Annotated in this window: 22 protein-coding genes; 11 read left to right on the forward strand and 11 right to left on the reverse strand. The window is 61.7% G+C overall.

Annotated features, from left to right (window positions below):
* Window positions 1-10: 10 nt before the first annotated feature.
* The 3 genes from EPZ47_RS12445 to tssB form a co-directional block, all read right to left on the reverse strand.
* Window positions 11-508 (reverse strand): Hcp family type VI secretion system effector, encoded by a 498-nt coding sequence (locus EPZ47_RS12445; protein ID WP_109756006.1) that lies wholly within the window; start codon window positions 506-508, stop codon window positions 11-13.
* A gap of 165 nt (window positions 509-673) precedes the next feature.
* On the reverse strand, window positions 674-2,155 hold the full coding sequence (tssC, locus tag EPZ47_RS12450; protein ID WP_135845037.1) for a type VI secretion system contractile sheath large subunit: 1,482 nt from the start codon (window positions 2,153-2,155) through the stop codon (window positions 674-676).
* A 30-nt stretch (window positions 2,156-2,185) separates the two neighbouring features.
* A complete protein-coding gene (gene tssB / locus EPZ47_RS12455; protein WP_135845038.1) occupies window positions 2,186-2,746 on the reverse strand; it encodes a type VI secretion system contractile sheath small subunit in 561 nt (186 codons plus the stop codon).
* Between the two features lie 224 nt (window positions 2,747-2,970).
* On the opposite strand from tssB, the gene EPZ47_RS12465 reads away from it, so the two are divergent.
* The 5 genes from EPZ47_RS12465 to tssA are packed head-to-tail and all read left to right on the forward strand — an operon-like array spanning window position 2,971 to window position 10,498.
* Window positions 2,971-3,435 (forward strand): type VI secretion protein, encoded by a 465-nt coding sequence (locus tag EPZ47_RS12465; RefSeq protein WP_135845040.1) that lies wholly within the window; start codon window positions 2,971-2,973, stop codon window positions 3,433-3,435.
* Between the two features lie 51 nt (window positions 3,436-3,486).
* A complete protein-coding gene (gene tssK / locus EPZ47_RS12470) occupies window positions 3,487-4,818 on the forward strand; it encodes a type VI secretion system baseplate subunit TssK (protein ID WP_135845041.1) in 1,332 nt (443 codons plus the stop codon).
* A gap of 18 nt (window positions 4,819-4,836) precedes the next feature.
* Window positions 4,837-5,598: a DotU family type IV/VI secretion system protein gene (locus EPZ47_RS12475; protein WP_135845042.1), complete on the forward strand. Its 762-nt coding sequence runs from the start codon at window positions 4,837-4,839 to the stop codon at window positions 5,596-5,598.
* Window positions 5,595-9,419, forward strand: a complete 3,825-nt coding sequence (locus EPZ47_RS12480) for a type VI secretion system protein (protein ID WP_135845043.1) — start codon at window positions 5,595-5,597, stop codon at window positions 9,417-9,419. The genes EPZ47_RS12475 and EPZ47_RS12480 overlap by 4 nt, the downstream gene beginning before the upstream one ends.
* Window positions 9,416-10,498: a type VI secretion system protein TssA gene (gene tssA, locus EPZ47_RS12485; RefSeq protein ID WP_135845044.1), complete on the forward strand. Its 1,083-nt coding sequence runs from the start codon at window positions 9,416-9,418 to the stop codon at window positions 10,496-10,498. Before EPZ47_RS12480 ends, tssA begins: the two co-directional genes overlap by 4 nt.
* A gap of 2 nt (window positions 10,499-10,500) precedes the next feature.
* On the opposite strand, the gene EPZ47_RS12490 is transcribed toward tssA, so the two are convergent.
* Complete coding sequence (locus EPZ47_RS12490) at window positions 10,501-11,448, reverse strand: 2-hydroxyacid dehydrogenase (RefSeq protein WP_135845045.1); 948 nt, start codon at window positions 11,446-11,448, stop codon at window positions 10,501-10,503.
* 382 nt (window positions 11,449-11,830) lie between these two features.
* Here EPZ47_RS12490 and EPZ47_RS12495 point away from each other — a divergent pair, with 382 nt between their 5' ends.
* On the forward strand, window positions 11,831-13,111 hold the full coding sequence (locus EPZ47_RS12495; RefSeq protein ID WP_135845046.1) for a serine/threonine transporter: 1,281 nt from the start codon (window positions 11,831-11,833) through the stop codon (window positions 13,109-13,111).
* A gap of 123 nt (window positions 13,112-13,234) precedes the next feature.
* Here the strand turns inward: EPZ47_RS12495 and acnB are convergent, their stop codons facing one another.
* Entirely contained in the window at window positions 13,235-15,835 is a 2,601-nt protein-coding gene (acnB, locus tag EPZ47_RS12500) for a bifunctional aconitate hydratase 2/2-methylisocitrate dehydratase (protein WP_135847981.1), read from the reverse strand.
* Window positions 15,836-16,243: 408 nt separating this feature from the next.
* On the opposite strand from acnB, the gene EPZ47_RS12505 reads away from it, so the two are divergent.
* A complete protein-coding gene (locus EPZ47_RS12505; RefSeq protein ID WP_135845047.1) occupies window positions 16,244-16,714 on the forward strand; it encodes a DUF1289 domain-containing protein in 471 nt (156 codons plus the stop codon).
* 79 nt (window positions 16,715-16,793) lie between these two features.
* Here EPZ47_RS12505 and EPZ47_RS12510 read toward each other — a convergent pair whose 3' ends face one another.
* Window positions 16,794-17,657 (reverse strand): universal stress protein, encoded by an 864-nt coding sequence (locus EPZ47_RS12510; RefSeq protein WP_135845048.1) that lies wholly within the window; start codon window positions 17,655-17,657, stop codon window positions 16,794-16,796.
* 160 nt (window positions 17,658-17,817) lie between these two features.
* Between EPZ47_RS12510 and EPZ47_RS12515 the strand changes: the two genes are divergently transcribed.
* Complete coding sequence (locus EPZ47_RS12515) at window positions 17,818-18,423, forward strand: MiaE family protein (RefSeq protein WP_135845049.1); 606 nt, start codon at window positions 17,818-17,820, stop codon at window positions 18,421-18,423.
* Window positions 18,424-18,550: 127 nt separating this feature from the next.
* Here the strand turns inward: EPZ47_RS12515 and EPZ47_RS12520 are convergent, their stop codons facing one another.
* Together EPZ47_RS12520 and EPZ47_RS12525 are read right to left on the reverse strand one after the other, a co-directional pair.
* On the reverse strand, window positions 18,551-19,168 hold the full coding sequence (locus EPZ47_RS12520) for a DNA-3-methyladenine glycosylase family protein (RefSeq protein ID WP_135845050.1): 618 nt from the start codon (window positions 19,166-19,168) through the stop codon (window positions 18,551-18,553).
* Between the two features lie 22 nt (window positions 19,169-19,190).
* Window positions 19,191-20,273: a bifunctional transcriptional activator/DNA repair enzyme AdaA gene (locus EPZ47_RS12525; protein WP_135845051.1), complete on the reverse strand. Its 1,083-nt coding sequence runs from the start codon at window positions 20,271-20,273 to the stop codon at window positions 19,191-19,193.
* A 145-nt stretch (window positions 20,274-20,418) separates the two neighbouring features.
* Here EPZ47_RS12525 and EPZ47_RS30210 point away from each other — a divergent pair, with 145 nt between their 5' ends.
* A complete protein-coding gene (locus EPZ47_RS30210; RefSeq protein WP_178084249.1) occupies window positions 20,419-20,883 on the forward strand; it encodes a hypothetical protein in 465 nt (154 codons plus the stop codon).
* 77 nt (window positions 20,884-20,960) lie between these two features.
* On the opposite strand, the gene EPZ47_RS12535 is transcribed toward EPZ47_RS30210, so the two are convergent.
* The gene (locus EPZ47_RS12535; RefSeq protein ID WP_135845053.1) at window positions 20,961-22,415 is read right to left on the reverse strand and encodes a TrkH family potassium uptake protein; all 1,455 of its coding nucleotides are present in this window, start codon (window positions 22,413-22,415) and stop codon (window positions 20,961-20,963) included.
* Between the two features lie 197 nt (window positions 22,416-22,612).
* Here EPZ47_RS12535 and EPZ47_RS12540 point away from each other — a divergent pair, with 197 nt between their 5' ends.
* Complete coding sequence (locus EPZ47_RS12540; RefSeq protein ID WP_135845054.1) at window positions 22,613-23,200, forward strand: LysE family translocator; 588 nt, start codon at window positions 22,613-22,615, stop codon at window positions 23,198-23,200.
* A gap of 31 nt (window positions 23,201-23,231) precedes the next feature.
* On the opposite strand, the gene EPZ47_RS12545 is transcribed toward EPZ47_RS12540, so the two are convergent.
* Window positions 23,232-24,056, reverse strand: coding sequence for a helix-turn-helix transcriptional regulator (locus EPZ47_RS12545; RefSeq protein ID WP_135845055.1), 825 nt, complete (start codon window positions 24,054-24,056; stop codon window positions 23,232-23,234).
* 137 nt (window positions 24,057-24,193) lie between these two features.
* Between EPZ47_RS12545 and EPZ47_RS12550 the strand changes: the two genes are divergently transcribed.
* Complete coding sequence (locus EPZ47_RS12550; RefSeq protein WP_135845056.1) at window positions 24,194-25,156, forward strand: sensor domain-containing diguanylate cyclase; 963 nt, start codon at window positions 24,194-24,196, stop codon at window positions 25,154-25,156.
* 162 nt (window positions 25,157-25,318) lie between these two features.
* Here the strand turns inward: EPZ47_RS12550 and fabI are convergent, their stop codons facing one another.
* Window positions 25,319-26,113, reverse strand: coding sequence for an enoyl-ACP reductase FabI (fabI, locus tag EPZ47_RS12555; protein WP_135845057.1), 795 nt, complete (start codon window positions 26,111-26,113; stop codon window positions 25,319-25,321).
* Window positions 26,114-26,119 lie beyond the last annotated feature (6 nt).

Consider the following 26,119-nt stretch of genomic DNA (forward strand, 5'->3'; position numbering starts at 1 on the left):
GCGCGCTCCGTCACTTGGTCATTTTGTTGGCCGCCAGGTCCCAGGTCGTGCCCGCCGTGCCTTCCTTGGTGCCGTCGTCTTTCTGGGCGGTGAGTTCCCATTTGATCTTGGTGAAGTTCAGCGACAGGGTTTCCACCGGTTTGCCGCCGGTACCGCCGCTGACGCTGACGTTGGACAGCACCACGTTGGTGAGGGTGTAGATGATGAACGGCATGAGCTTGCCGCTGCCTTCGGCGGCGTTGCGGCCGATGGTGATGACCGCTTGCGGGATCGGTTTGCCGGCGCAGCAATACTCGTTGAGGGAGGGGGTGGAGCTGTCGATGAATTTGGTCAGGGTGAATTCACCGATGTGGGGCCGGCCGGAGGTGCGTTCCGAGTTGCTCACGTCGTTGGTGACCTGCATCGCCACGTTGTGGCTGTAGGACATGACCTCGATTTTGTCCGTGAAACCCTCGAGCAGGCTGTCGCCCTTGATGTCGCCGCCGAGGTCGAGAATGATTGCATCCATTGTGTGGAACTCCTGAAGAACACAGATGAGGTAATGCCCGATGCCTGTAGGAGCTGCCGAAGGCTGCGATCTTTTGATCTTTCACTTGGGACTCAAGCGTCCTTGGAAAGATCGCAGCCTCGTTGCACTCGTCAGCTCCTACGGCAAGTCAGCGGGAGCAAATGATCAGGCAGCTACCGGTGGCGGCAGGGTCGCCACCAGGCGGATCGAGGCGGTCAGCTCCTCGAGCTGGAAGTGCGGCCGCAGGAACACCGTGGCCTTGTAGGCCCCCGGCTTGCCGGCCACCTCCGTCACGTCCACCCGTGCTTCGCGCAACGGGTATTGCGCCTTGATCTCTTGCGGCGCGTTGTCGTTGATCAGCACGTAGTCGGCGATCCAGTTGTTGAGGTAGGTCTGCACGTTGTCGCGGGTCATGAAACTGCCGACCTTGTCGCGCATGATCACCTTCAGGTAATGGGCGAAACGCGAGGCCGCGAGCACGTACGGCAACATCGCCGAGATCCGCGCGTTGGCGTTGGCCTCGTTGGTGTTGTAGAGCTTGGCCTTGTTGGTGGTCTGGCCGCCGAAGAACACCGCCACGTCGCTGTTTTTCTTGTGGCACAGGGCAATGAATCCCAGGTCGTTGAGTTCTTTCTCGCGACGGTCGGTGATCGCCACTTCGGTCGGGCATTTGAGCGACAGGTCCCCGGAGCTGGTACGGAAGGTATGGGCCGGCAGGCCTTCCACCGCGCCACCACCTTCGGCACCGCGAATCGCGGCGCACCAGCCATATTTGGCGAAGGCTTCGGTGATACGTTGCGACAGCGCCCAGGCGGCGTTGCCCCACAGGTATTTGCTGTGGTCGGTGCCGTTGACGTCTTCGACGTAATTGATGCCTTCCACCGGCAGGGTGTCCGGGCCGTAAGGCAGGCGCAGCAGGAAGTGCGGCAGCACCAGGGACACGTAGCGCGAGTCTTCGCTTTCACGGAACGAGCGCCACTTGATCAGTTCCTGGCTTTCGAAAATTTTCGACAGGTCCCTCGGCACCGCCAGTTCAGTGAAGCTGGTCATGTCGAACAACCGTGGGCTGGCGGCGGCAATGAACGGCGCGTGCGCGGCGGCGGCGACGTTCGAGAGTTTTTCCAGCAGACCGATGTCTTGCGGATGCCGGCCGAAGGTGTAGTCACCCACCAGCAGGCTGAACGGGTGCCCGCCGAAGGTGCCGTATTCTTCTTCGTAGATTTTCTTGAAGAGTGCGCTCTGGTCGAATTCGACGGCTTTTTCCAGATCGTTCTGCAGTTCTTTCTGGGTCACGTTAAGCAGGCGCAATTTGAGCCGGGTGCTGGTCTCGGTGTTCTGCACCAGCAGGTGCAGGCCGCGCCAGGAGGCTTCGAGTTTCTGCAGGTCGGGGTGGTGCAGCACTTCGTTGAGCTGGGCGCTGATCAACTGGTCGATCTGGCTGATGCGGTCATTGATCATCGCCACGGTGTCCTTGTCGATGGCCATGCCTTCGTCGAGGACCTGGGTGGCAAATTCGGCAAGCATGTCGCGGGCGTAGTCCTGCTGGCTGTCGTCGTGGGCCATGCGGCCTTCGGCGATGATCTTGTCCAGCAGGGACAGGGTCTGGGTCGTGCTCTCGCTGGTTTGAGCGCTGGATGAAGCAGGCATGGCTTTATCTCCCTTGAGTGATGAGCGCGATCAGGCCTGTGGTTCGGTCGGGGCCGGGTCATCGTTGGCGGCCACGGTGGGCAGCTCGGTCGTTGCGTCCTGAGGGCGGGCCGACTTGATCTCTTGCAGGCCTTCGGTGTTGGCGATCACGTCGCGCAGCAGCTTGTCCAGGTCGTCGTTGCCATCGAGCTTGGTCAACAGGTCCCGCAGGCGCTGGCGCGCTTCGAACAGGCGCCGCAGCGGCGTGACCTGCTCAACGACCTTGACCGGATCGAAGTCGTCGATGTGCCGGAAGTTGAGTTCGATGTTGAGCTTGCTGTCGTCGCCGCTGAGGGTGTTGTTCACCTGGAGCGTGGCGCGGGGGGAGATGGAGGCGAGCACCTCGTTGAAATTATCCCGATCGATTTCCGTGAAGCGCCGCTCATTGAGCTTGGGCAGCGGGTCCAGTGGCTTGCCCGAAAGGTCGGCCAGAATGCCGACCACCAGTGGCAATTCCTTTTTCTCGATGGCGTTGCCGATTTCCACGTCATAGGTGATCTGGACGCGGGGAGGACGGACTCTGTCGAGCTTGTGCTGGGTACTTTCTGCCATGGCGGCCGACTCCGATGCATGTGTGGAAGCAATGCATCGGGAGTCCCGCTCATCGCATTCCCTTGCTGATCCGCAGGTTGCAAATGGACGGCAGAAAACCTGTCATTCCCTTGACGAACCTGGTGCATTCGACCGTGCTGGTCGAACTATCCAAGACGCTAGAACAGGTCTATAAAAATGCAAGGGAAAACAATTTATGACCGCTGAGAAAAGGAAAATTCATTTTGCGTGTCTTTTTTTGCGGATCTTTTTTGAGCCTGGTACTTACCGGTTGCTCGCTTTTTGCACCCAGTGTCGACCTGGACAGCCTGACCCTGGACGTCGCACCGCGGGCCAATGACGACACGCCGATCGCGGTGGATTTCATCGCCGTGAACGACCCGGACCTGCTCAAGCAGCTGTCGGGTATCACCGCCAGCCAGTGGTTTTCCGAGCGCGAACAGTTCCAGCGCGACTATCGTCAACTCATGTCGGTGTGGGGGCTGGAGCTGGTTCCAGGGCAATTCATCGACCGCCAACCCTTCCCACTGGAGGGCCGGCGCGCCGCTGGACTTTTGGTCTTCGCCAGCTATAACACTCCCGGAGCCCACCGGCTTCGGCTGGACGATCAGCGCGAGGCCTGGCTCAAGTTCGACAGTCGTGAGATGACCCTCGTCAGCGATGGTCAGCTCAATGACCGTCAGCCATGAGTGACCGCGGGCCGCCAACTGCGGCGACATTGGGATGTCGAAGGGAGTCGTATGAGTCTGTTACCTGACGCGGTGTGCTGGCATGAGGGCATGCAGTTGCTGCCCCAACATTTCCAATTGCAAGGGTTGCGCGCCGAGGCCCTGGCCGCGCATTTTGCCGGGGCCTGCAATCCCTGGTTCTGGGGCGTCAGCCAGTTGGAAGTCGACCCTTCGGCCCTGAGCGCCGGCCAGGTGCGGCTGTTGCAGCTGCAAGGCACCTTGCCCGATGGCTTGCCGGTCAACCTGCAGGCCGGTGTCGGGCCGACCCTGGAGCTGGACATCAGCGAGGCGGTCAACAAGACCGACGATGCCACCGTGACCGTGTACCTGGCCATCAGCCCGCTCTGGCGCGCCGGGCAATTGCTGCCACTCAAGGGGCGCTTGCAATCGGTGGTCGGCGAGGCGTTGCCGGACCTCACCAGTGGCGAATTTCCCGAGTCGATCACCGTCTGGCGACCGAACCCGAGGCTTTGCACGCAGTTGAGCAAGGCCGATTCGATCTGCCTGCCGCTGTTGCGCATTCGCAAGGAGGGCGGTGGCTTTTTGCGGGTACCCTACACGCCGCCCACGCCCGTCCTGCTGCCGGAGTCGCCGCTCGGTCGGCGCGTCGCCGGGCTGTGTGCCCGGGCCCGGGAAAAATGCCTGTTCCTCGCCGGTCGGTTGCGCCAGGCCCAGGCGGCGGGCAACCAGGACGATGCCATGGAGATCCGCCGGCAACTGACCGCATTGTGGTCACGCTTGCCGGAGGTCGAAGGCGCGCTGAACACCCGGGTCGCGACACCCCAGGCGCTCTACGGTTTGCTGCTGGGGCTGGCCGGTACCTGGTCGGCCCTCGACTCACTGGCCGGCGTGCCGGCCTTCGCGCCCCTGGACTTTCTGGAGTTGCAGCGCGGCTACGAGCCGCTGCTCGACTGGCTGGAAGACACCCTGGAACTGGTTCGTGCCGGCTATCGCAGCCTGGCCTTCGAGCGCAATGATCAGGTCTTCTCGATCCAGTTGCCCGACGATCAGCCGAACCAACGCCTGGTGATTGGCCTGCGCATGCCCAACGGCGCCAGCGAGCAGGCCGCAGCCGAGTGGTTGCGTGGGGCAATCATTGCGTCTGCGCCGCATGTCGTGCTCTTGAGTCGGCAACGCATGAGCGGTTTGCCCCATCAGGCCATGAGCCGCAACGAACAGGTGGCCTACAGCGTGGGCGACGACACTCGATTGTTTGTGGTGAGCGCCAGCGGGCAGTGGTTCGACGGGCAGTTGCCACTGCACATCGTGGCGCCGGCGTCGACCCAGGCCAGTAGCCCGTGGCAAGTGGTGTTGTTTGTGGCGCAAGCCGGTGAAAGTGCCTGATTGCAAAAGGGGAGTCGTATGCCTGACGGAAGTGGCGGGGCGGTTCGGGGTCTGCATGAGGCGCCGCTGAGCAGCGCTTTTCGTCAGGCTTGGCTGAAGTGGTCCCAGGAATGGCAGGACTTGCCCAAGGACAGCGACCCTGCGGTATTGGCCAGCCGGGTGGTGGAGTTTTCCGGTCGCAGCGCCCAACGCTTGTGGCGCGTGGCCTTCGCCACCGTCGGCGATGCCGCCACCGAGCAGGTCAAGGCGCTGGTCTATGCGTTTGTGGCGCTGGTGGACGAAACCTTGCTATTCACCCCCTGGCCCGGGCAGCTCGCCTGGCAGCAGCATCCCCTCGAGTCACGCATGTATTCCAGCCGCCAGGCCGGCGAGCGGCTGCCCGCGGCCATCAAGAAACTGCTGGATGAGCAGATGCCCGGCACCCGGGACCTGGCGAATGTCTACCTGCAATGCCTGATCCTCGGGTTCCAGGGCCGGCTGCGCGGCGAGCCCGGTCAGGTCCAGCATGAAAAATGGCGCCTGGCGTTGTTCACATTTGCCTGGCAGCACGATCCCGATTATGTCGATGTCAGTCAGCGCCTGGCGATGTCTTCGGCCGCGGCGCCGGTCCGTATGCCGGGGCAGCAGTCACTGCCGGACGGGGTCCGCCTGGGGCTGGCGATCCTGGCGATGGTGGTGTTGCTGACCGGGCTGGGGCAGGTGTTCTGGCGTGACATTAGTACCGAGCTCGAACCAGTGCTGCAACTGAACGAGTCGGCGGTCCAGGAGCAGGACTCATGAGCCCCTTGAGCATCGTCGCCCTGGTGTTGTTCGCCATCGTCGTGGTGCTGTTGATCTCGGCCGTGATCTGGTGGCTGCGCACCCAGGGCGGCGCGGCGATCCGTAGTTTCTACGGGGCGGTGCGCCGTATGGAACAGGAACAGGGCACCCGGGACCGCTACCAGATGCCCTGGCTGATGATGCTCGGCAACGAAGCCGACGGTGCCCAACTGTGCGCCCAGTGGCGCTTGCAACCGACGGACAAGGCCGCATGGTTCGGGCGCTGGTGGTCGGATGCCGAAGGTGCGGTGCTGGTGGTACCGCAGGCGTTGTTCCTGCCCGATGAAGGCATGAACCGGCAACGGGGCAACTGGTGGCGTTTGTTGGGGTTGATCCTGCGGTTGCGCAGCAGACGGCCTTTGGATGCGGTGATCTGGACCGTTCCGTTCGGCAAACTCGACGACATCGAACACACCACCGAGTTGAGCCTCAAGGTCCGGCGCTGCTTTATCGATCTCCTGCAACGCTTTGGCCTCAGCTTGCCGGTGTACGTGGTGATTACCGGGATGGAGGAGTTACCGGGGTTCCAGGAACTGGTCAGCGCATTGCCCGCCGAGGCTCGGGAATCGATGCTGGGTTGGTCGTCACCCTACTTGCCCGATGCAGCCTGGCAATCGCAGTGGAGTGATCAGGCGCTGGATCAGGTCAACGCCGCGCTGTCGCAGTCGATCATCGAAATCGGCGCGCTGTCGGGGCAATTGAGTACAGACCTTTATGGTTTGCCAGAGCGTTTCGAAGGCTTGCGACGGGCCATGCAGATCCTGCTGGAACCGGTCTTCCAGGGTAACGCCCAAGGCGAGGCACCGCGTTTTCGTGGCGTATATTTCACCGCGAGCCAGGCGCCGGCCATTCGCGGGGACGGACTGGACGCCACCGACAGCGCCCTGCGGCAGACGGTATTCGCCCGGCAACTGTGGTCGCGGCGGTTGGTGGCTGAGCATGGCTTGGCCCAACCCGTGCCACGCCTGTTGCGCTTGCGTCAGCGCTGGCATCGCCTGGCCGGTGCGGTCGCGCTGGTGGTCGGCCTGGTCTGGCTGGGGAGTATGTTGTGGGTCTGGCGCGACTCGGTGGAGCAAGCCGAGGAGCTATCGCGGTTGATCCTCAGTGCCCATAAGAACCATCTGGTGGTCGACCCTGACGAACCGCAACTGGAGCCGACCCGGCACAACGTGCAGAACTACTGGAACGTGCTGGAAAAAGCGCCGAGCTGGCGTTTCGTCTCGGTGGTGTTCCCCACGTCGTGGTTCTCCTCGGTGGACACGCAACTGCAGGACGGCTTGCGTCTGACCGCCCGGCACCATTGGGTCATGCCGCTGCGTGACCTGTTGAATTCGGACCTGGAACAGCTCAAGGCCATCCGCAACACCGAGCGGCGCGGCAACGTGGAAAGCGAAGACCCGGCGCAGTGGCAGAGTTATGTGAAGGCCAGGGACCTGGTGGAGCGCGCGGTGCGCCTGGAGCAGCACAACCAGTTGTTCAGCCAGGCGATAAACAACCCCAAGGCGCCGCTGGATGAGCTGGTGCAACTGAGTAACAACGCCTTGTCGCTGAACCTCAACACCGGCACCTTGAGCCGGGCGCGGTTCTACAATCGGGTGCTGTTCGATTCGCAAAACACCGATCTGAAAGGGCTGGACCTGAACGCTGCGCGCCCGGGGATCTCCGATAACTTCACGGGCCTGATGCAGCGCTGGCTCGATCATTATTTTCTGGCGGACAACTTCGTGCGCCAGGCCGGCTACCTCAAGCTGCATCTGCAACGGCTGGAAGCGGGCAGTGGAAACTCCTTGAGCGAACTCGAAGACCTGATGGCGCTGATCGACGACTTGCAGACGCTGGTCAGCCTGACCAATTCGGCCTGGGGACGAGGCAAGGGCCAGGACCTGGTGCCCGGTTACACGCAACTGATGGACCAGGTCAGCCACAGTACCTTGCTTGGGCCGGATATCGAACAGGATCTGGAGAGCCAGGCAGCGAAGCTGCAGCAGAGCTTCAGGGACCAGTGGATCGTCCAGACCGGTTCCCGGGACAATCTGCTGGTGCAGCAGGGCAGTGGCCTGCTGGTGCTGCAAGACCATGTCACGGCGCTGGACGGCGCGGTGCAAGCCCTCTTCAAGCGTGATTTCGTGGCGCTGGCGTTGCAGAAGGATCCGTCGGACAGCAACGCCGGTTCGATGAGCCAGGGCGACGGCAGCGATGATTTCAGCGTCGCCCTGAACTACTTCGCCAGCTACAAGAGCTACGCCAACGAAGAGCTGCCGCGCATCCCGCCGGATTACCGTGACGCGCTGATGCAGGCCGCTGAAGGGGCGGCGGCGCAGGCCATGTGGTTGAGCCTCAATGAGAGCGACGAGCAGTTGCCGGGCATGGGCTTCAATGTGCAGACGTCCCAGGCTGTTGCACTGCAAAAGGCTTTCATGGACGTACATCGGGGCGATTTGGCGATACGTTTCCAGCGCCTGCTCAATCGTCGGGCCTTGGCGCAGATCAAGAGCGGCCTGAACGAAATCGATGCCCAGCCGCTGTTCAGCCAACGGGCCGATGTCCAGCGTTGGAACGGTTCGAAGAACTTCGGTTTGCAGCTCTATGGCGCTACCGATACACAGGATCTGAAGCTGAACTTGAACCAGCAGTTCGGCGCCATGTTGCAGATCGCCGAGCAACGGATGCCGGCGCTGGAATGGCTGATCGTCCAGCAGGACAACCTGTCGGCCCTGGAGCACGATCAGGTGGCGCGGTTCATGGCCATCAACGATGAATTGCTCAAGTACAAGAACCAGAACCCGGCCAGCTCGGCGGCCCAACTGGAGCAGTTGGTGAGCCGGGATTTCATCGAGATGGACACCACCTCCTGCGCGCAGATCCTGCAAACCGCCAGTCTGTCCGCCGGGCGCGGTGACCTGGCCCAGCGTACTGTCGCGCTGCAGCAGAGCGCCCTGCAGCGTTGCCTGTACCTGCAACAGAACCAGGCAGCGACCGCCTGGAATGACCTGGCCAACTATTTCAATCAATACCTGGCCGGGCGCTTCCCGTTTTCCCAGGATGTGCGGGCCAGCGATGCCGACCCGGCGCGGGTCCAGCGCCTGCTGGAGTTGATCGACACGCGCTTGCCCCTGGCCCAGGCAGGGCTGACGTTGAGCCAGACGCCGGATCGGCTGGCGGCCGAAGATTTCCTCAATCGCTTGAAACAGGCCAGTACCTGGCTCGGGCCGCTGTTCGTACGGGACAAGAGCGGCATTCTCGGCGTGGAAATGGACGTGCGCTGGCGCACCGATCGCGAGGAAGAACGCGGCGCCGACCAGGTGATCGCCTGGGGCCTGAACGCCGGCAACCAGCAGATCAGCTACCCCGGTGGCGCCCAGCAGAACCTGCGCTGGATGGTCGGGCAGCCGGTGCGCCTGACCTTGCGCTGGGCCCGCAACGGTTACCAGCGTCCGGCCAACGACCCCTTGCAACCGAACCTGGTGGTGCGCAATCTGGAAGCTGGCTGGGAATACCAGGGCCCCTGGTCGTTGCTGCGCCTGATGCGCTCGTTGGGGTCGGTCCAGCGCCAGCCGAATGTCGACTACACCGATTTTCCGCTGACCCTGCAACTGCCGGTGACGGCCCAGACCCAGGCCAGCACGGCGCAGCAAACGTTGATGTTCGTGCGCCTGTCGTTGATGAGCCAGGGCTCGAAGCTGCCGTTGTCGATCCCGCCGCTACCGACCCGGGCACCCCGTTCACCTTTCATGGCGACCTCATCGAGCCCCGCCATCGCGACCCGTGAGGAGGGCCTGTGAGCTTGCCGATATCCCCTTTGCCCGAGCTGGTCACCCAGTTGCTCGAGCCGATCAGCGCCGAATCGCCCTGTGGGCAGGACCTGCGCTACGACCCGGAATTCGACCAGTTGCGTGAGTTGCGCCGTGAAGACGACACCAGCCTGCCCACCGGTGTCTGGCAGGCCTCGATCAAGCGCGCCCAATGGCCGGAACTGGAAAGACTCGCCACCACCTTGTTGCTCGAGCGCAGCAAGGACCTGATGATCAGCGCCTGGTTGGGGGAGGCCTGGCTGCATCTGGCGGGAGTGGAGGGGTTGCCGGGCAGCCTGGCGCTGGTGGCGGGTCTGTGTGAGCGCTATCCCGAGCAGTTGCACCCCCAGGCCGATGAGGGCGACCAGGCGTGGCGGGTGATTCCGCTGGAGTGGCTGGCCCGGCGCTACAGTGAAGTGCTGCTGACGCGGGTGCCGTTGTTCGATGGCCGGGACCCGTCTTTCGCCGGTTTCAGCCTGGATGACTGGCAACGTTTGCAGCGCCAGCAAGTGTTGGGCAACGACAGCAAAAACGCCAAGGCATCGGCCGAAGCCGCACGCAGCGATCAAAAGAAACTCACGGAATTGATTCGCACCACACCGTTGTCGTTCTGGCTACATCGCCAAGGCAGCTTGATGCTGGGCCTGCAGCATTTGCAACGGCTCGAAGCCTGGAGCGACGCTTACCTGGGCAATCTGGCCCCGGGCTACAAAGCCCTGCAGGATGTGATGCAGGCCTTGCTGACTCTGGTAGAGGAGTTCATCGCAATGAATCCGCAGCAACCCACCGTCGCGCCGGTGCCAATTTCCCCAGCGGTTACGCCGCCGACTTCTGTGTCGCAGGCGGCACCTGCCCAGGTCTTTCAAGAACCGGCCAGCCGTGAAGAGGCCTATCGACAGCTATTGGTCATCGCCGGTTACCTGGCACGCACCGAACCCCATAGCCCGGTGCCCTACTTGATCCGGCGGGGCGTTGAGTGGGGCAACAAGCCGCTGAGCGAGTTGCTGGGCGAACTGATCAGTGCCGATGCCGAATCCCGACGGTTGTGGACATTGCTGGGGGTTCTTTAAGGTTACACGTCGGGTAACGGTACCGGCGTCAGCACCGGCTTGCCGGAAAAAAACGCGTTCAGGTTCTGGCCCACCAGCTCCACGGTGCTTCGGGTCGCTTCCGGGGACAGGCCCGCCACGTGTGGGGTCAGGATCACATTGGGCAGGCGTTTCAACGCGTCGGGCACTTCAGGTTCGTGATCGAACACATCCAGCGCCGCGCCGGCGATTCTCCGGTGCTCCAGGGCATTGATCAGGTCGGCGGTGGCGACCACGCTGGCCCGGGCAATGTTCACCAAAAAACCGTTGGGCCCCAGGGCATCAAGGGCCTGTTTGTTGATCAGCTGCCGGGTATCGAGACCGCCGGGCGTGGCGACGATGAGGAAGTCCGAGACCCGGGCCAGTTCCGTGGGCGTGGCGCAGAAGGTGTAGGGCACGTCGCTGCGCACCCGGCGATTGTGGTAGTTGACGCTCATGTCAAAGCCCAGGGCGGCCCGTTTGGCAATCGCCATGCCCACCGCGCCAAGGCCCAGCACACCCAGGCGCTTGCCGGCCAGGGAGGGGCGCGAGGTCCTCGGCCATTCACCCCGACGCAAGGCCGCATCCGACCGGGGAATGTCGCGTACCAGCGCCAGCAACAACGCCATGGCATGGTCAGCCACCGAGGAAGCGTTGACCCCGGCACCGTTAGTCACCACGATGTTGCGCTTGCGCGCAGCCTGCAGGTCCACCTGCTCGTAGCCGGCACCGATCACGCAGATGATCTGCAGGTTGGGCAGGGCGGCGATCTCTTTGGCCGTCAAACCCAGGGGGCCGCGGGTCAGCACCGCGCCGAACCGTTCACCGTGTTCGAAAATCGCCGTCTTGCGTTCGGCAGGCGTTGGCGCCAATTCCAGGTGGTAGCCCTGCCGCTCGAGAATCGGTAGGTATTCATTGACGGTTTCAACCAGTACCAGAACGGTTGCGGTCATGCTGGGCTCCTGTGGGCGCTGGGGCGATTTCAAGTATTCAACCTGATTGTAGGAGCCGAGGGCAGGGGGCTCCGGCTTTTTATGTGCATTTCGTGTCCAGCGTCGTCCTTGTGGGAGCGGGCTTGCTCGCGAAGGTGGTGTATCAGTAACGCATCGGCTGAATGACACACCGCTTTCGCGAGCAAGCCCGCTCCCACAGGGAATGTGGCGACGGTTTCTATTGGCGTGATCTGATCCGCACAACCGCTCCTCAGCTAAGTCTTTGCTTCTGCTCGCTAATCCCGGACAATCGCGCCCCTGTTTCGGCCAGGGCGCTGCCTGTCGGGTTTTTCCGACTCGTCCCGGCCGGGTGCATGTGACCGGAAAACGGAGATCCGACCGGATGAATGATCAGGCCAATAGCGTCGAAGAGCGCTTTGAAACGACTGTCCCAGCCACCCTCAGCCAATGGAGTCGCCATGACACCACCTGGATGCTGGGTCTGTTTGGCACCGCCATCGGTGCAGGCACGCTGTTTTTACCGATCAATGCGGGCCTGGGCGGTTTTTGGCCGCTGCTGATCCTGGCGTTGCTGGCGTTCCCCATGACGTTCTATGCCCACCGGGGCCTGACCCGCTTCGTCTTGTCCGGTCGTGACGGCGCGGACATCACCGAGGTGGTGGAAGAGCATTTCGGCCTCAAGGCCGGTGCGCTGATCACCTTGCTGTACTTCTTTGCGATTTTCCCGATCCTGCTGATCTACAGCGTGGCGCTGACCAACACGGTGGGCAGCTTCCTGGAGCATCAACTGCATATCCAGCCGCCGCCTCGGGTCGTGTTGTCCCTGGTGCTGATCCTGGGCCTGCTGGCGGTGGTGCGTTGTGGCGAGCAGGCGATCGTCAAGGCCATGAGTCTGATGGTCTATCCGTTTATCGTCGCGTTGCTGTTCCTGGCGGTGTTTCTGATCCCGCACTGGAACGGCGGCATCCTGACCACCGCGTCTACGCCGCCTGCACCTGCGGCGCTGCTGCATACCCTGTGGCTGGCGATTCCGGTGATGGTGTTCTCGTTCAACCACTCGCCGATCATCTCGGCGTTTGCGGTGGACCAGAAGCGTCGGTATGGCGCCAACGCCGAGGAGCGCAGTTCGCAGATCCTGTCGCGCGCCCATGTACTGATGGTGGTGATGGTGCTGTTCTTTGTGTTCAGTTGCGTGCTGACCTTGTCGCCGGCACAACTGGCCGAAGCCAAGGCGCAGAATCTGTCGATCCTGTCGTACCTGGCCAACCATTTCAGCAACCCGACCATCGCTTTTGCCGCACCGTTGATTGCGTTCGTGGCGATCTCCAAGTCCTTCCTGGGGCATTACATCGGCGCCAGTGAGGGCCTCAAGGGCCTGGTCGTCAAGAGCGGTCGCCGTCCGGCGCCCAAGACCCTGGACCGCCTGACTGCGGCGTTCATGCTGGTGGTGTGCTGGATCGTCGCTACGCTCAACCCAAGCATTCTGGGCATGATCGAAACCCTGGGCGGTCCGGTCATCGCGGCAATCCTGTTTCTGATGCCGATGTACGCCATCCGCAAAGTCCCGGCCATGGCCCGTTACCGTGGCCAGGCCTCCAATGTGTTCGTGACATTGGTGGGCCTGGTGGCGATCACAGCGTTGATCTACTCCCTTATGGCCTGACCGTCACCTTGTGGGAGCGAGCTTGCTCGTGATAGCGGTTGCTTGGTTTGCATCGAAACAGCAGGCATAAAAAAACGCCGCCCCTCGCAAGAAGGGCGGCGTTTTTAGTCGGGCGTTGTAGCGTTAGGCTTGAACGACCGGGATGTTGGCGTTTGCAGCGGCTTCACGGAACTCGGCGATCTGGTCGAAGCTCAGGTAGCGGTACACGTCCGCTGCCATGCTGTCGATCTTACCGGCGTATTCCATGTACTCCTCGACGGTCGGCAGGCGACCCAGGATCGAGGCCACGGACGCCAGTTCGGCCGAAGCCAGGTAGACGTTCGCGCCGTCGCCCAGACGGTTCGGGAAGTTACGGGTCGACGTCGAGACCACGGTGGAGTTCGGCTCAACGCGTGCCTGGTTACCCATGCACAGCGAGCAGCCTGGCATTTCCATCCGTGCACCGGCCTTGCCGTAGATGCCGTAGTAGCCTTCTTCGGTCAGTTGGTGAGCGTCCATCTTGGTCGGCGGCGACAGCCACAGACGGGTTGGCAGCTGACCCTTGACCTGATCCAGCAACTTGCCGGCAGCGCGGAAGTGACCGATGTTGGTCATGCACGAACCGATGAACACTTCGTCGATCTTCTCGCCAGCCACGCTGGAGAGCAGACGGGCGTCGTCCGGGTCGTTCGGCGCGCAGAGCACTGGCTCCTTGATGTCGGCCAGGTCGATTTCGATGACTTCAGCGTATTCGGCGTCAGCATCGGCTTCCATCAACTCAGGGTTGGCGATCCAGGCTTCCATCGCTTGGGCACGACGTTCCAGGGTACGCACATCGCCGTAGCCTTCACCGATCATCCAGCGCAGCAGGGTGATGTTCGATTGCAGGTATTCGGTAATCGATTCTTTCGACAGCTTGATGGTGCAACCGGCGGCCGAACGTTCGGCAGAGGCGTCGGACAGCTCGAAAGCCTGTTCGATGCTCAGGTTGTCCAGGCCTTCGATTTCCAGAATGCGGCCGGAGAAGGCGTTCTTCTTGCCTTTCTTCTCGACAGTCAGCAGACCAGCCTGAATCGCGAAGTAAGGAATGGCGTGAACCAGGTCACGCAGGGTGACACCCGGTTGCATCTTGCCTTTGAAGCGCACCAGGATCGATTCCGGCATGTCCAGCGGCATGACGCCAGTGGCTGCGGCGAACGCGACCAGACCGGAACCGGCCGGGAACGAAATGCCCATTGGGAAACGGGTATGGGAGTCACCACCGGTGCCGACGGTGTCCGGCAGCAGCATGCGGTTCAGCCAGCTGTGGATGATGCCGTCGCCCGGACGCAGGGACACGCCGCCGCGGGTCATGATGAAATCAGGCAGGGTGTGGTGAGTGGTCACGTCGATCGGCTTTGGATAAGCCGCGGTGTGGCAGAACGACTGCATGACCAGATCGGCCGAGAAGCCCAGGCACGCCAGGTCTTTCAGTTCATCACGGGTCATCGGGCCAGTGGTGTCCTGGGAGCCGACGGTGGTCATCTTCGGTTCGCAGTAGGTGCCAGGACGCACACCGGCGACGCCGCAGGCCTTGCCGACCATTTTCTGCGCCAGGGTGAAGCCCTTGGTGCTTTCGATCGGGGCATCCGGTTTCTTGAACAGGTCGAACGCTGGCAGGCCCAGTTCGGCGCGAGCCTTCTCGGTCAGGCCACGGCCGATGATCAGCGGGATACGGCCGCCGGCACGGACTTCGTCCAACAGGACCGGGGTCTTCATTTCGAAGGTGGTCAGGACTTCATCGGTACCGTGCTTGCAGACTTTGCCAGCATGCGGGTACAGGTCGATCACGTCGCCCATGTGCATGTTGGACACATCGAATTCGATCGGCAGGGCGCCGGCGTCTTCCATGGTGTTGTAGAAAATCGGGGCGATCTTGCTGCCGAAGCAGAAACCACCAGCGCGCTTGTTCGGAACGAAAGGCACGTCGTCGCCGAAGAACCACAGTACCGAGTTGGTCGCCGATTTACGCGACGAACCGGTACCGACCACGTCACCGACGTAGGCGATCGGGAAGCCTTGGCCACGCATCTCTTCGATCTGCTTCATCGGGCCGGTCTTGCCTTGTTCATCAGGCACGATGCCGTCGCGGGCCATTTTCAGCATGGCCAGGGCGTGCAGCGGGATGTCCGGGCGGGACCAGGCATCAGGGGCAGGGGACAGGTCGTCGGTGTTGGTTTCGCCGGTGACCTTGAACACCCGCAGGCTGATCTTGTCGGCCAGCACAGGGCGGTTCTTGAACCACTCGCCGTCGGCCCAGGATTGCAGCACGGCTTTGGCGTGAACGTTGCCGTTCTTGGCTTTTTCAGCCACGTCGTGGAAGGCATCGAACATCAGCAGGGTGTGCTTGAGTTCCTTGGCCGCGACCGGCGCCAGCTCGGCGTCGTCCAGCAGCTCGACCAGGGTCACGATGTTGTAGCCACCCTGCATGGTGCCGAGCAGTTCAACGGCACGTTTCTTGTCCAGCAGAGGGGATTGGGCTTGACCCTTGGCCAGGGCGGACAGGAAACCGGCCTTGACGTAGGCGGCTTCGTCGACTCCAGGCGGAACGCGATTGGTGATCAGGTCAACGAGGAAAGCTTCTTCGCCAGCCGGAGGATTTTTCAGCAGCTCGATCAGACCTGCGGTTTGTTCGGCGTTAAGCGGCTGGGGAACGATACCCAGTGCTGCACGCTCTTCGATATGTTTGCGGTAGGCTTCAAGCACAGTTATTACCCTCATCAGTGGTCCCAAATGGGTGTCCGGGACGCTCATCCAGAAACCCACGGTACTCATGCGCGTCGCAGGCTTTTTGAGCCACTACGCCAGAGTTTCCGGGGTTCCTCACAGAAGCTGCTTTCAAAGTTTTACGCCTGCAGAACGGGGAGCTGATGAGGGTTGGCGTTGGGCTTTCCCCGCTGGAAAGACCCTCGGCCAACACCGCTCTGAAGGAACGACTGTGCTCGTGACGCTTTGAAAACAGCTTCTAACGGACATTGGCGCCTTAAAAGGCTGGCTGATTCTACGGCAAAAAAAAATTAAAGGTAAGTTGGGCTACGAAGTTTGAAGGGGTGATCAATCTTAGACAAAGGGCTAACATGCCGGCCTGTCCTGCTTTAGCGTGTGCTTTTCCTTATGCCCAACCACCTCATCAAGACCCCCTGCGTCGGCCTCTGCTCCACTGTCTACGGTGATTTGGTGTGCCGTGGCTGCAAGCGGTTCCACCATGAAGTGATTCACTGGAACGGCTACAACGAGGAGCAGAAGCGCGCGGTGTGGATGCGGTTGGAGCAGCTATTGGCGCAGGTGATGGTGGCCAAGCTGGAGGTTTTCGACCCCGGTTTGCTCCGCCAGCAACTGGAAGCCCGCAAGATCCGCTTCGTCCCGAACCAATCGGAGTACTGCTGGGCCTATCAGTTGATTGCCCGGGGGGCGCGGGTCATCAACAACCTCGAAGCCTACGGCATGGTGTTGATGCCGGAATTTCGCGACTGGGAACTGCCAGACCTGCGGGACGCCATTGATCGGGAATTTTTCCTCCTGTCCGAAGCCCATTACCAGCGCTACATCGCGCCGGGGTTCCTGAAGGATGCGATTGGCGGCTGAAAAGATCGCAGCCTTCGGCAGCTCCTACAAGGATCGCGCCATACCGTAGGAGCTGGCGAAGCCTGCGATCGCTTGATCTTCAGCCCTTGACCGCCAACTCCACCAGATGATCCTCAACCTCTTGGGGCTTGAGCACCAGCACGTCGCTTTCCAGCGTATCGAGCACCGCTTCAGCGGTATTGCCGATCAAGACCCCTGACAACCCGGAACGCGCCACGGTGCCGATCACCGTCACTGCGGCCTGCAGCTTGCGCGCCATGAACGGGATCAATACGTCCGCCGGGCCCTCTTCGATGTGCAGGTGCTGGTCGTCGATGTCGAACTCCGCCTGGAACGCCCGGCATTGCTCGCGATAGCGCGCCTCGATGGATTCCTTGAGCTGGAACGTCGGGTCGGCGGACGACAGCATCGGCGTGGGGTGGGCGCTGATCACGTGCAGGTGGGCCTTGGCCAGGATGGCAATGTCGTAGCCGTGATCGATGATCGTGTTGTGCAGGTGACGGTGCTCGTCGTCAGTATTGCCGACGTCGATGGCGGCCAGAATCACCTTGTCTTTCCAGGAACCGGCGGTTTTCACCAGCAGCACCGGGGTTGGGCAATGGCGCAGCAGTTTCCAGTCCGCCGGGGTGAGCAGGGCTTTTTTCAGCGGGCTGTCGGGGAAGTGCTGCTTGATCACCAGGCCGCAACCTTCGGCCTGCTGCACATCGATGATGGTTTCATACAGGCTTTCATTCCAGGCCTGTTCGGTCGTCACGCTGTAGCCGTCCGCCAGCAGCGCGGCCTTCAGGACGCTGAGCATGCCGGCGTGGTCGTGCTTTCTGTCGCATACCAGCAGGTGCAGGTGGGCCTGGGTCACGCCGGCGATCAGTTTGGCGCGCTTGAGCGCCAGGCTTTCCGAATGTTCGGGGTCGATGACCACCAGGATGCTGCGAATGGCTTGCATGATCGGTGTCTCCAGCAATGAAAAGGCACGGCATTGCTCAACTATAGTTGCTATGGCTGAGTCGTCGACTTGATGCATATCAACGACGGTGGCTGGTGGTCTGGGGGCAGGCCGGTATAATCGGCGCCCTTCGCTCGACTACCTTTTTCCCGTGAGCCCCATGATCCTTCCCGAAATCCACGAATTCCTTGGCTGTCGCACCCCTGATGCCTGGGTCCAGGCCGCGCTGGCCGATCAGGAAACGTTGCTGATCGACCACAAGAACTGCGAGTTCAAGGCCGCGAGCACCGCCCTGAGCCTGATTGCCAAGTACCACTCCCACGTCGACCTGATCAACTTGATGTCGCGCCTGGCCCGGGAAGAACTGGTGCATCACGAGCAGGTCATGCGGCTGATGAAAAAGCGCAAGATCGGCCTGCGCCAGCTCTCTGCCGGGCGTTATGCCTCGGGGCTGCGCAAGGTGGTCCGCAGCCACGAGCCGGTGAAACTGGTGGATACCCTGGTGGTCGGTGCCTTTATCGAAGCCCGCAGCTGCGAGCGTTTCGAGGCGCTGGTGCCGCACCTGGACGAAGAATTGGGCAAGTTCTATTTTGGCCTGCTGAAAAGCGAGGCCCGGCATTTCCAGGGTTACTTGAAGCTGGCCTACCAGTATGGCGATGCCAAGGACATTGCCCAGGTGATCGACAAGGTCCGCGACGCTGAACGCGAGCTGATCGAGTCGCCGGATGTGGAGTTTCGGTTCCACAGTGGTGTGCCTGCGGCATAGAGCTGTTTGTCCTGACGCCATCGCGAGCAAGCTCGCTCCCACAGGGGATTTTCTGTGTACACATTATTTGTGAACACTGAAGATCAAATGTGGGAGCGGGCTTGCTCGCGATGAATGATGACACGGTCTAGCGACTGGGCACCCGCCACAAATACCATGCCGCCACTGTCCGATAAGGGCTCAACGCCTGTCCGATCCCAACCATCTGCTTGCGCGTCGGTTGGACGTCCAAGCCCTTGAGCCGCCGATACCCCTCGCGCACTCCAAAGTCATCTCCCGGCAGGATGTCCGGTCGCTCCAGGCTGTAGATCAGCAGCATCTCCACGGTCCAGCGCCCGACGCCGCGCAAGCTGATCAAACGCTCGATCAACACTTCATCCTCCATGGCCAGTGCCGTGGCGTAATCCGGCACCACCCCATCCAGCGCCGCCTGGGCGATGCCGTGGATGGTTGCGATTTTGCTGGCGGAGAACCCACAACTGCGCATTTGCGCAAAGTCCGTCGCCAGGAGCTGTTCAGGCCTGGGGAAGGTCAATGCCGGGAACAGCGCCAACAGTCGACCGAGGATCGCATCGCCTGCCTTGGCGTGCAGTTGCTGATAGGCAATCGCCCGCACCAGGGCTTCATAGGGATCACGGGCCGGTTTGGGTTGCAACAGACAAGGACCGATCGCCTCGACATGGCGTCGCCAGTCCTCATCCAGGCTGGCCAGAAAGGTGCTCGCCGCTTGATAGGGTACAGGCATCAGCGGTTCATTCTCCAGGGGATCAAAATGCCAGCGGCAGCGAAACCTGCACCGCGGCTTTTTCCAGACGTAGCAGAAACGCCTTGCGCGGCTGTCCGCCACCGTAGCCGGTCAGCGATCCGTCCGCACCGATCACTCGATGGCAAGGGATGACGATGGCCAGGCGATTCTGCCCGTTGGCCAGGCCCACGGCACGGCTGGCGCCGGGGCTGCCGAGTGTGGAGGCGATGCCGCCGTAGCTGCGGGTCTCGCCGTAGGGGATTTTTTGCAACTCGGCCCAGACCCGGACGGCGAAGGCGCTGCCGGGCATGTGCAAGGGGACACTGAACGCAGTGAGCTTGCCGGTGAAGTAGTCGGCCAGTTCGGTTTCGATCTGCTGCAAATGATGGTTGTGTCCCGGCGCGACGGTGTAGCCATAGCGCTGCTGCAACTCTTCGATTTCCCGGGTCAGGGCCGGGCGATCAAGGAACTCCAGCAGTACCAGGCCGCGCCGTTCGGCCATGGCCAGCATGGGGCCCAATGGCGTGGTCAGGCGGGTGAACAGCAGGGGTTCGCTGAGGGCGGCGCGACCTGGCGTGATGTGAAAGGATTTTACGAATGCATCACGAAACCCACTCAGGGACTCATAGCCGCAATCGAGCGCTGCATTGTCGATGGATGCACCTTCCTTGATACCTCCCAGGGCGATACCCAAGCGTCGGGTCCGCAGATACGCATGGAAGGTCATGCCGAAATGTTGCTTGAACCAGCGCCGCAGTTTCAGCGGTTCGATACCTTGTTCCAGCAGCAGGGCGTCGGTCCAGCGCAGGTCGGGCTCAGCGTCCACGGCTTTGAGCAGGGCCTGGATCCAGTCCGGCGCGATGGCCGCGGCATCCAGTGGCTTGCAGCGCAGGCAGGCCCGGTAGCCGGCTGACATGGCTTCGTCGGCATGGGCGAAGAACTCGACGTTCTCCGGTTTCGGTTTGCGCGCCGTGCAACTGGGGCGACAGAAAATGCCGGTGGTCTTGACCGCAGTGAAGAACACCCCCTCGTAGGCGGTGTCTCGTTCGAGCATGGCGCGGACCATCTCGGCGTGGGGCGGGAGCAGCGAGTCTTGTCGGTTCATGGGGCTGAGCATAGAACCGTGCCGGGAACGACTCCACCGAAAAATCGACAGTGAATTTCCCTTCACTTGGTCGGATGGTCACGAACAAAAGTTGAACCCTTGAGTCTTAAAGGTTCAACCGTTGTTTTTGTCTTTCGGAGACATCATGTCCAAACATAAGAAATCCCTGATCGCCGCCGCTGTCTGTGCCTTGATGCTGGGTGCCTCAGCCTTGCTGCCCGCCGACCTGTCGCCTATCGGTGCGAGCTACGCCGCTGGCGGTGGCAATGGGGGTGGTGGCGGAAACGGCGGCGGAAACGGCGGTGGCCGAGGGGGCGGCATCGGTGGTGGGCAGGGCAGCGGCAAGTCCAGCGATTCCAGCGGCCTTGGTAAAGGATTGACCAGCGACCACAGCGGCACCCGCACGCGCGACCATGGTCTCAGCGGCAAGCATACCGGTGCCACCCGCACTGACCGAGCCAGCAAGGCTTCGCTCACGTCGAGCATCGCCAAGGATCGCGATACTCGTGGCTTGACCAAGGCTTCCGCGATTTCCACGGCTACACCGGGCACCCACAACACCAAGGGGTTGACCAAGGCGACCAGTTCTTCGATCAAGAACGACCGCTGATCGCTTGAAAAAAGCCGCGATGCCTGTTCATGGCATCGCGGCTTTTTTGTTTGTCTGCTTCGCATTACCCGAAGTGTTCAATACTTCCAGAACACCGGCGTGAACAACACCAGCACGGTCAGAATCTCCAGCCGGCCCAGCAGCATGCCAATGGTCAGCAGCCATTTGGCCGCATCGGGCAACGTCGAGAAGTTACCGGCCGGTCCGATGATCGTGCCCAGTCCGGGCCCGACGTTGCACACGGCGGTGGCCGCGCCGGTCAAGGCTGTCGTCCAGTCCAGGCCAATCAGCGCCAGCCCCAGGGCGATGGCGCCGATGGTGATGGTGAAGAAAAATGAAAACGTCAGCAGCGAGCGGACGATCTCTTCGTCGATGGGGTGGTTGTTGTATTTTTTCTGGATCACCGCCCGGGGATGGATCAGTTGTTTCAGGCTGCCCATCAGCAATGCGCCGGCTACCTGGAAGCGGAAAATTTTCAACCCGCCGGAGGTCGAGCCCGAGCAGCCACCGATAAATGTCAAATAGAAGAACAGCAACAGGGCAAAGCTGCCCCATAGCGTGTAATCCCCCAGCGCCACGCCTGTGGTGGTCACCACCGATGTCACGTTGACGGCCACGATGCGCACCGCGTCCCACCAGGTGTGATCGCTGTGCAGGCTCAGCCAGGTCCCCACCGCGAGCCAGGTAACGACCAGGAAACCGACGAAGCCCCTGACTTGTTGGTCCTTGAGCAGCGCGCGCGTGTTGCCGCGCAAGGTGGCGACATACAAGGTGAACGGCAGTGCACCGGCCATCATGATGACCACTGACACCCAGTGGATGGCCGGTTGGGGCCAGTGCCCCAGGGAGGCATCGGAAGTGGAAAAGCCACCAGTGGAAATCAAGGACATCGCATGGTTGATCGCGTCGAAGGGCGTCATGCCGGCCAACCATAAGGCCAGGGTGGCGAGGGCGGTCAATCCGACATAGATCCACAGGATGTAGTTCGCCGCGACATGGGAGCGCGGTGTGACTTTCTCCGACCAGTCCGACGACTCGGTCTGGAACAGCCGCATGCCGCCGACCCGCAGCAACGGCAGGATCGCCACCGCCATGCCGATGAAGCCGATCCCGCCGAGCCAGTGCAACATCGAGCGCCAGATCAACAAGCCCGGGGACGCGGTGTCCAGCCCGGTCAGGATCGTCGAACCGGTGGTGGTGATGCCAGACATGGTCTCGAAAAAGGCATCGGTATAGCTGATGTCCTGGATGAACACCATGGGCAGGGCGGCGAAGGTACAGACGATGACCCAACTGGCAGTGGTCAGCAGGTACATGTCCCGGGGGCGCATCTGGATGTGCGCTGGCCGACCGCGAGCCACCAGCGCGACGCCGCAGACAAAGGTGATCAGGCTCGACCACAAAAATGCCGACAGGTCATCGTTGCGATCGTACATCACCAGCGTCAGAAGCGGGATGGCCATGCTGGCGGCGAGGGTGATCAGGAAAATGCCGAGGATGAAACCGATAAACCGCACTACCGCAATGGACATAGAGCACGCCTGAGTGAATGAGCCGCACAGTATTGTTTTCGTTGGACGGACTCAGCGTAAAGTTTTCGTAAAAAATACGCGCAGCGACGCTGTTCCCGCGAGGGGTTGCTGCGCTCATTGGGCAGTTTTGTTCAATACCTGCGGCAGATGAAAACCTACCCTGATCGCCACCTCACAGTTCATGAAGAAGGTATGCGATGAGTCTGATTCTTTCCATGGCGGCGTTTGCGTTAGTCGCCTCTATTACGCCGGGCCCGGTCAATATCATAGCCCTCAGCTCCGGGGCCCGGTACGGCTTTCGTGCCACCTTGCGCCATGTCGGTGGCGCGACCCTGGGCTTTGTCTTGTTGCTGGTGCTGATGGGGCTTGGGTTGCATGAAGTGCTGCAGCGCTGGCCTGGGCTCACACGGGTCGTGCAACTGGGCGGTGTGGGGTTTCTGTTGTTCATGGCCTGGAAGCTGGCGATGGACAACGGGCACCTGGGCGACGCAGATGAGGGGCGGGCGCCCTCGATGTTCTACGGAGCGCTGATGCAATGGCTCAACCCCAAGGCCTGGCTGGCCTGTGTGGCGGGCATGGGCGCATTCGTGGCTGACGGCGAGGCGCGGCTGGTGTGGCAGTTTGCGGCAATCTACCTGGTGATCTGCTACGTCTCGGTGGGCTGCTGGGCCTATGCCGGCAGTTTTCTGCGCTCCTGGTTGGGCAACCCGGCGACCATGCGCCTATTCAACCGGGTGATGGCCGTGTTGCTGGTGGCCAGTGCGGTGTATTTGTTGTTGCCTTGAGTCGAGTCCCTTCGCCACAAAAGGGCGGGTATCAACCGCGATACTGACCCGGCGTAGCCGCCAGGTGTTGCTTGAAGGCCCGCTGGAAATGCGCCTGGTCGGCAAATCCGCTGTCCAGCGCCACATCGGCAATCAGCTTGCCTTCGCGCAATTGTCGGCGGGCGAACTGGATCCGACGGTTGACCAGAAAGGCATGGGGCGTCATCCCGTAATGGTGCTTGAAGGCCCGGCTCAGGTATGACGGCGAGAGTTGCGCGGCGGCGCAGATGTCTTCGAGCTTCAGCGCGTCGGTGCAATGGTCATGGATGAACTGCGCCGCTCGCATCAGCCCCGGATGGCTGCCCCGGTCCGGGCGGCCGGCGGGGTTGAGCCGCTGCTGCAGGTCGGTGAAGAACGCCTCGGCGGCGGCGTGCTTGTGATGGGTATCGATCTGCTCGTCCACCAGTTGCTCATACAGCCCTTGCAGTGCGGTGAACAGCTCGATGTCGCGGCTATGGGTGGTCGCGAAGCCCTGGAAATCCAGGCTCTCGTCGAAGCCGATACGGCGCTGCAAGTCTCTTAGCCACTGGGTGTCGACGTACAGCATCAAGTAAGACCATGGCTCATCATTGACCGGGTTGCACGCATGGACATCGCCGGGGTTCATCAGCACCACCGTGCCGCTCTGCACCTGGAAATTCGAGCGCTCGTGAATGTAGGTGCTGCGCCCGGCGGTGATCGCCCCGATGGAAAAATGGTCGTGGGAGTGACGTGAATAGCAGACCTTGCGCCCATCGGCGATGGCCCGGGCTTCGATGAAGGGCAAGGCCGCATCGCGCCAGAAGCGTGGGGCGGCGTCATGGGTGGCGAGCTTCATCGGTCAGCGTCCTCGTCTTGAATCTGTGAAGCAGTGTATTAGCCCTCGCCAGCAAATGCCCGTTTGATTTAGCCGTTGGGTTTGAAGGGGAGTGGGCCTGGGCTAGACTTCAGGAAGTGCCGCCAATGGAGCTCCCGATGATCGAGCCAGGTAAACCGGACAACGAAGCCGTTCGCCTCAAGAATCTGCGGTCGCTCAAATTGCTCGACACCGCGCCCGAGGAGCGTTTTGATCGCCTGACCCGTCTTGCCCGGCGGCTGTTTGATGTGCCCATTGCGTTGGTGTCTCTGGTGGATGCCAACCGACAGTGGTTCAAATCCAATGCCGGCATGGACGCCAGCGAAACCTCGCGGGAGATTTCTTTCTGTGGGCATGCGATTTTGCAGGATCAGATCCTGGAAATCTGCGACGCGGAACAGGACGAGCGGTTTCACGATAACCCGCTTGTCACGGATAAGCCTGGTATTCGTTTTTATGCCGGGCATCCGCTGGGGTTGGAGGATGGCAGCATGCTGGGCACGTTGTGCCTGCTCGACACCCGGCCACGCAAGCTCAATGACGAGGAGCGCGATCTGCTGCGTGACCTGGCGCGCATGGCCGAGCAGGAAATGATTGCCGTGCAGATGGCGAGCATGGACGAACTGACGCTGTTGTCCAATCGGCGCGGCTTCAAGATGCTGGCCCAGCACGCATTGAGCGTGTGCGAGCGCCTGTCGCGTCCGGCGACGCTGCTGTTTTTCGATCTCAATGACTTCAAGTCCATCAATGACCGCTTCGGGCACGCCGAGGGGGACACCGCGCTGAAGACCTTCGCCGACGTGCTGCGCATCGCCTTTCGCGAAAGCGATGTGATCGGTCGTTTGGGCGGTGATGAGTTCGTCGCGTTGCTCACCGGCTCGTCCCATGTCGAGACCTCGGCGATCATGGCGCGGCTCCGGGAAATCCTCGATGAGCGCAATGCGATGCTGCGGCGCGGCTATGACATCCACTTCAGTGTCGGCCAGATCGAATACGACCCGCAGCGTCATCAGTCGATCGACGGCCTGCTGGCCGAAGCGGATGCGGCCATGTATGCACAGAAACAGACGCTACGCCGCTAGTAAAGTGGGCCTGACCAACATCAATGCCAACTGATCCACCGCCATCGCGAGCAAGCTCGCTCCCACAGGGTGTTGCGGTGTAATCAGACCATCGGCAAAAAAAGACGCCGCTTGCCCTTTCCAGGACAAACGGCGTTTTTTACGCGTGGGTGTGGGTGAAGATTACTCTTCGATATTGCCCATGGCCGTGGTGTTGAAACCGCCGTCCACGTACATGATTTCACCGCTGATGCCCGACGCCAGGTCCGAGCACAGGAACGCGCCGGCGTTGCCGACTTCGTCGATGGTGACGTTGCGACGCAGCGGGGTTTGCGCTTCGTTGGCGGCCAGCATCTTGCGGAAGTTCTTGATGCCGGAGGCGGCGAGGGTGCGGATCGGGCCGGCCGATACAGCGTTGACGCGGGTGCCTTCCGGGCCCAGGGAACCGGCCAGGTAACGCACGCCGGCTTCCAGGGACGCCTTGGCCATGCCCATGACGTTGTAGTTCGGCATGGTGCGCTCGGCACCCAGGTACGACAGGGTCAGCAGGCTGCCATTGCGGCCTTTCATCATTTCGCGGCCGGCCTTGGCCAGGGCCACGAAGCTGTAGGCGCTGATGTCGTGGGCGATGCGGAAACCTTCGCGGGTGGTGGCTTCGGTGAAGTCGCCATCGAGCTGGTCGCCCGGGGCAAAGCCCACGGAGTGCACGATGCAATCCAGGCCGTCCCACTTCTTGCTCAGTTCTTCGAAGACCTTGGCGATTTCTTCATCGCTGGCCACGTCGCACGGGAAGCACAGCTCAGGGCTCGAGCCCCAGCCTTGTGCGAACTCTTCGACACGACCCTTGAGTTTGTCGTTCTGATAAGTGAAGGCAAGCTCAGCGCCCTCGCGATGCATGGCGGCGGCGATGCCGGATGCGATGGACAGCTTGCTGGCGACACCGACGATCAATACGCGCTTACCGGCGAGAAAACCCATGTGTTG

The sequence above is a fragment of the Pseudomonas viciae genome (assembly GCF_004786035.1).
In the GTDB taxonomy this organism is placed as follows: domain Bacteria; phylum Pseudomonadota; class Gammaproteobacteria; order Pseudomonadales; family Pseudomonadaceae; genus Aquipseudomonas; species Aquipseudomonas viciae.

Bases quoted from the DNA above. Each gene is read 5' to 3' on its own strand.
- EPZ47_RS12445 (WP_109756006.1), bottom strand. From the start codon at position 508: ATGGATGCAATCATTCTCGACCTCGGCGGCGACATCAAGGGCGACAGC.
- tssC (WP_135845037.1), bottom strand. From the start codon at position 2,155: ATGCCTGCTTCATCCAGCGCTCAAACCAGCGAGAGCACGACCCAGACC.
- tssB (WP_135845038.1), bottom strand. From the start codon at position 2,746: ATGGCAGAAAGTACCCAGCACAAGCTCGACAGAGTCCGTCCTCCCCGC.
- tssK (WP_135845041.1), top strand. From the start codon at position 3,487: ATGAGTCTGTTACCTGACGCGGTGTGCTGGCATGAGGGCATGCAGTTG.
- EPZ47_RS12475 (WP_135845042.1), top strand. From the start codon at position 4,837: ATGCCTGACGGAAGTGGCGGGGCGGTTCGGGGTCTGCATGAGGCGCCG.
- EPZ47_RS12480 (WP_135845043.1), top strand. From the start codon at position 5,595: ATGAGCCCCTTGAGCATCGTCGCCCTGGTGTTGTTCGCCATCGTCGTG.
- EPZ47_RS12490 (WP_135845045.1), bottom strand. From the start codon at position 11,448: ATGACCGCAACCGTTCTGGTACTGGTTGAAACCGTCAATGAATACCTA.
- EPZ47_RS12495 (WP_135845046.1), top strand. From the start codon at position 11,831: ATGAATGATCAGGCCAATAGCGTCGAAGAGCGCTTTGAAACGACTGTC.
- EPZ47_RS12505 (WP_135845047.1), top strand. From the start codon at position 16,244: ATGCCCAACCACCTCATCAAGACCCCCTGCGTCGGCCTCTGCTCCACT.
- EPZ47_RS12510 (WP_135845048.1), bottom strand. From the start codon at position 17,657: ATGCAAGCCATTCGCAGCATCCTGGTGGTCATCGACCCCGAACATTCG.
- EPZ47_RS12515 (WP_135845049.1), top strand. From the start codon at position 17,818: ATGATCCTTCCCGAAATCCACGAATTCCTTGGCTGTCGCACCCCTGAT.
- EPZ47_RS12520 (WP_135845050.1), bottom strand. From the start codon at position 19,168: ATGCCTGTACCCTATCAAGCGGCGAGCACCTTTCTGGCCAGCCTGGAT.
- EPZ47_RS12525 (WP_135845051.1), bottom strand. From the start codon at position 20,273: ATGAACCGACAAGACTCGCTGCTCCCGCCCCACGCCGAGATGGTCCGC.
- EPZ47_RS30210 (WP_178084249.1), top strand. From the start codon at position 20,419: ATGTCCAAACATAAGAAATCCCTGATCGCCGCCGCTGTCTGTGCCTTG.
- EPZ47_RS12535 (WP_135845053.1), bottom strand. From the start codon at position 22,415: ATGTCCATTGCGGTAGTGCGGTTTATCGGTTTCATCCTCGGCATTTTC.
- EPZ47_RS12540 (WP_135845054.1), top strand. From the start codon at position 22,613: ATGAGTCTGATTCTTTCCATGGCGGCGTTTGCGTTAGTCGCCTCTATT.
- EPZ47_RS12545 (WP_135845055.1), bottom strand. From the start codon at position 24,056: ATGAAGCTCGCCACCCATGACGCCGCCCCACGCTTCTGGCGCGATGCG.
- EPZ47_RS12550 (WP_135845056.1), top strand. From the start codon at position 24,194: ATGATCGAGCCAGGTAAACCGGACAACGAAGCCGTTCGCCTCAAGAAT.
- fabI (WP_135845057.1), bottom strand. From the start codon at position 26,113: ATGGGTTTTCTCGCCGGTAAGCGCGTATTGATCGTCGGTGTCGCCAGC.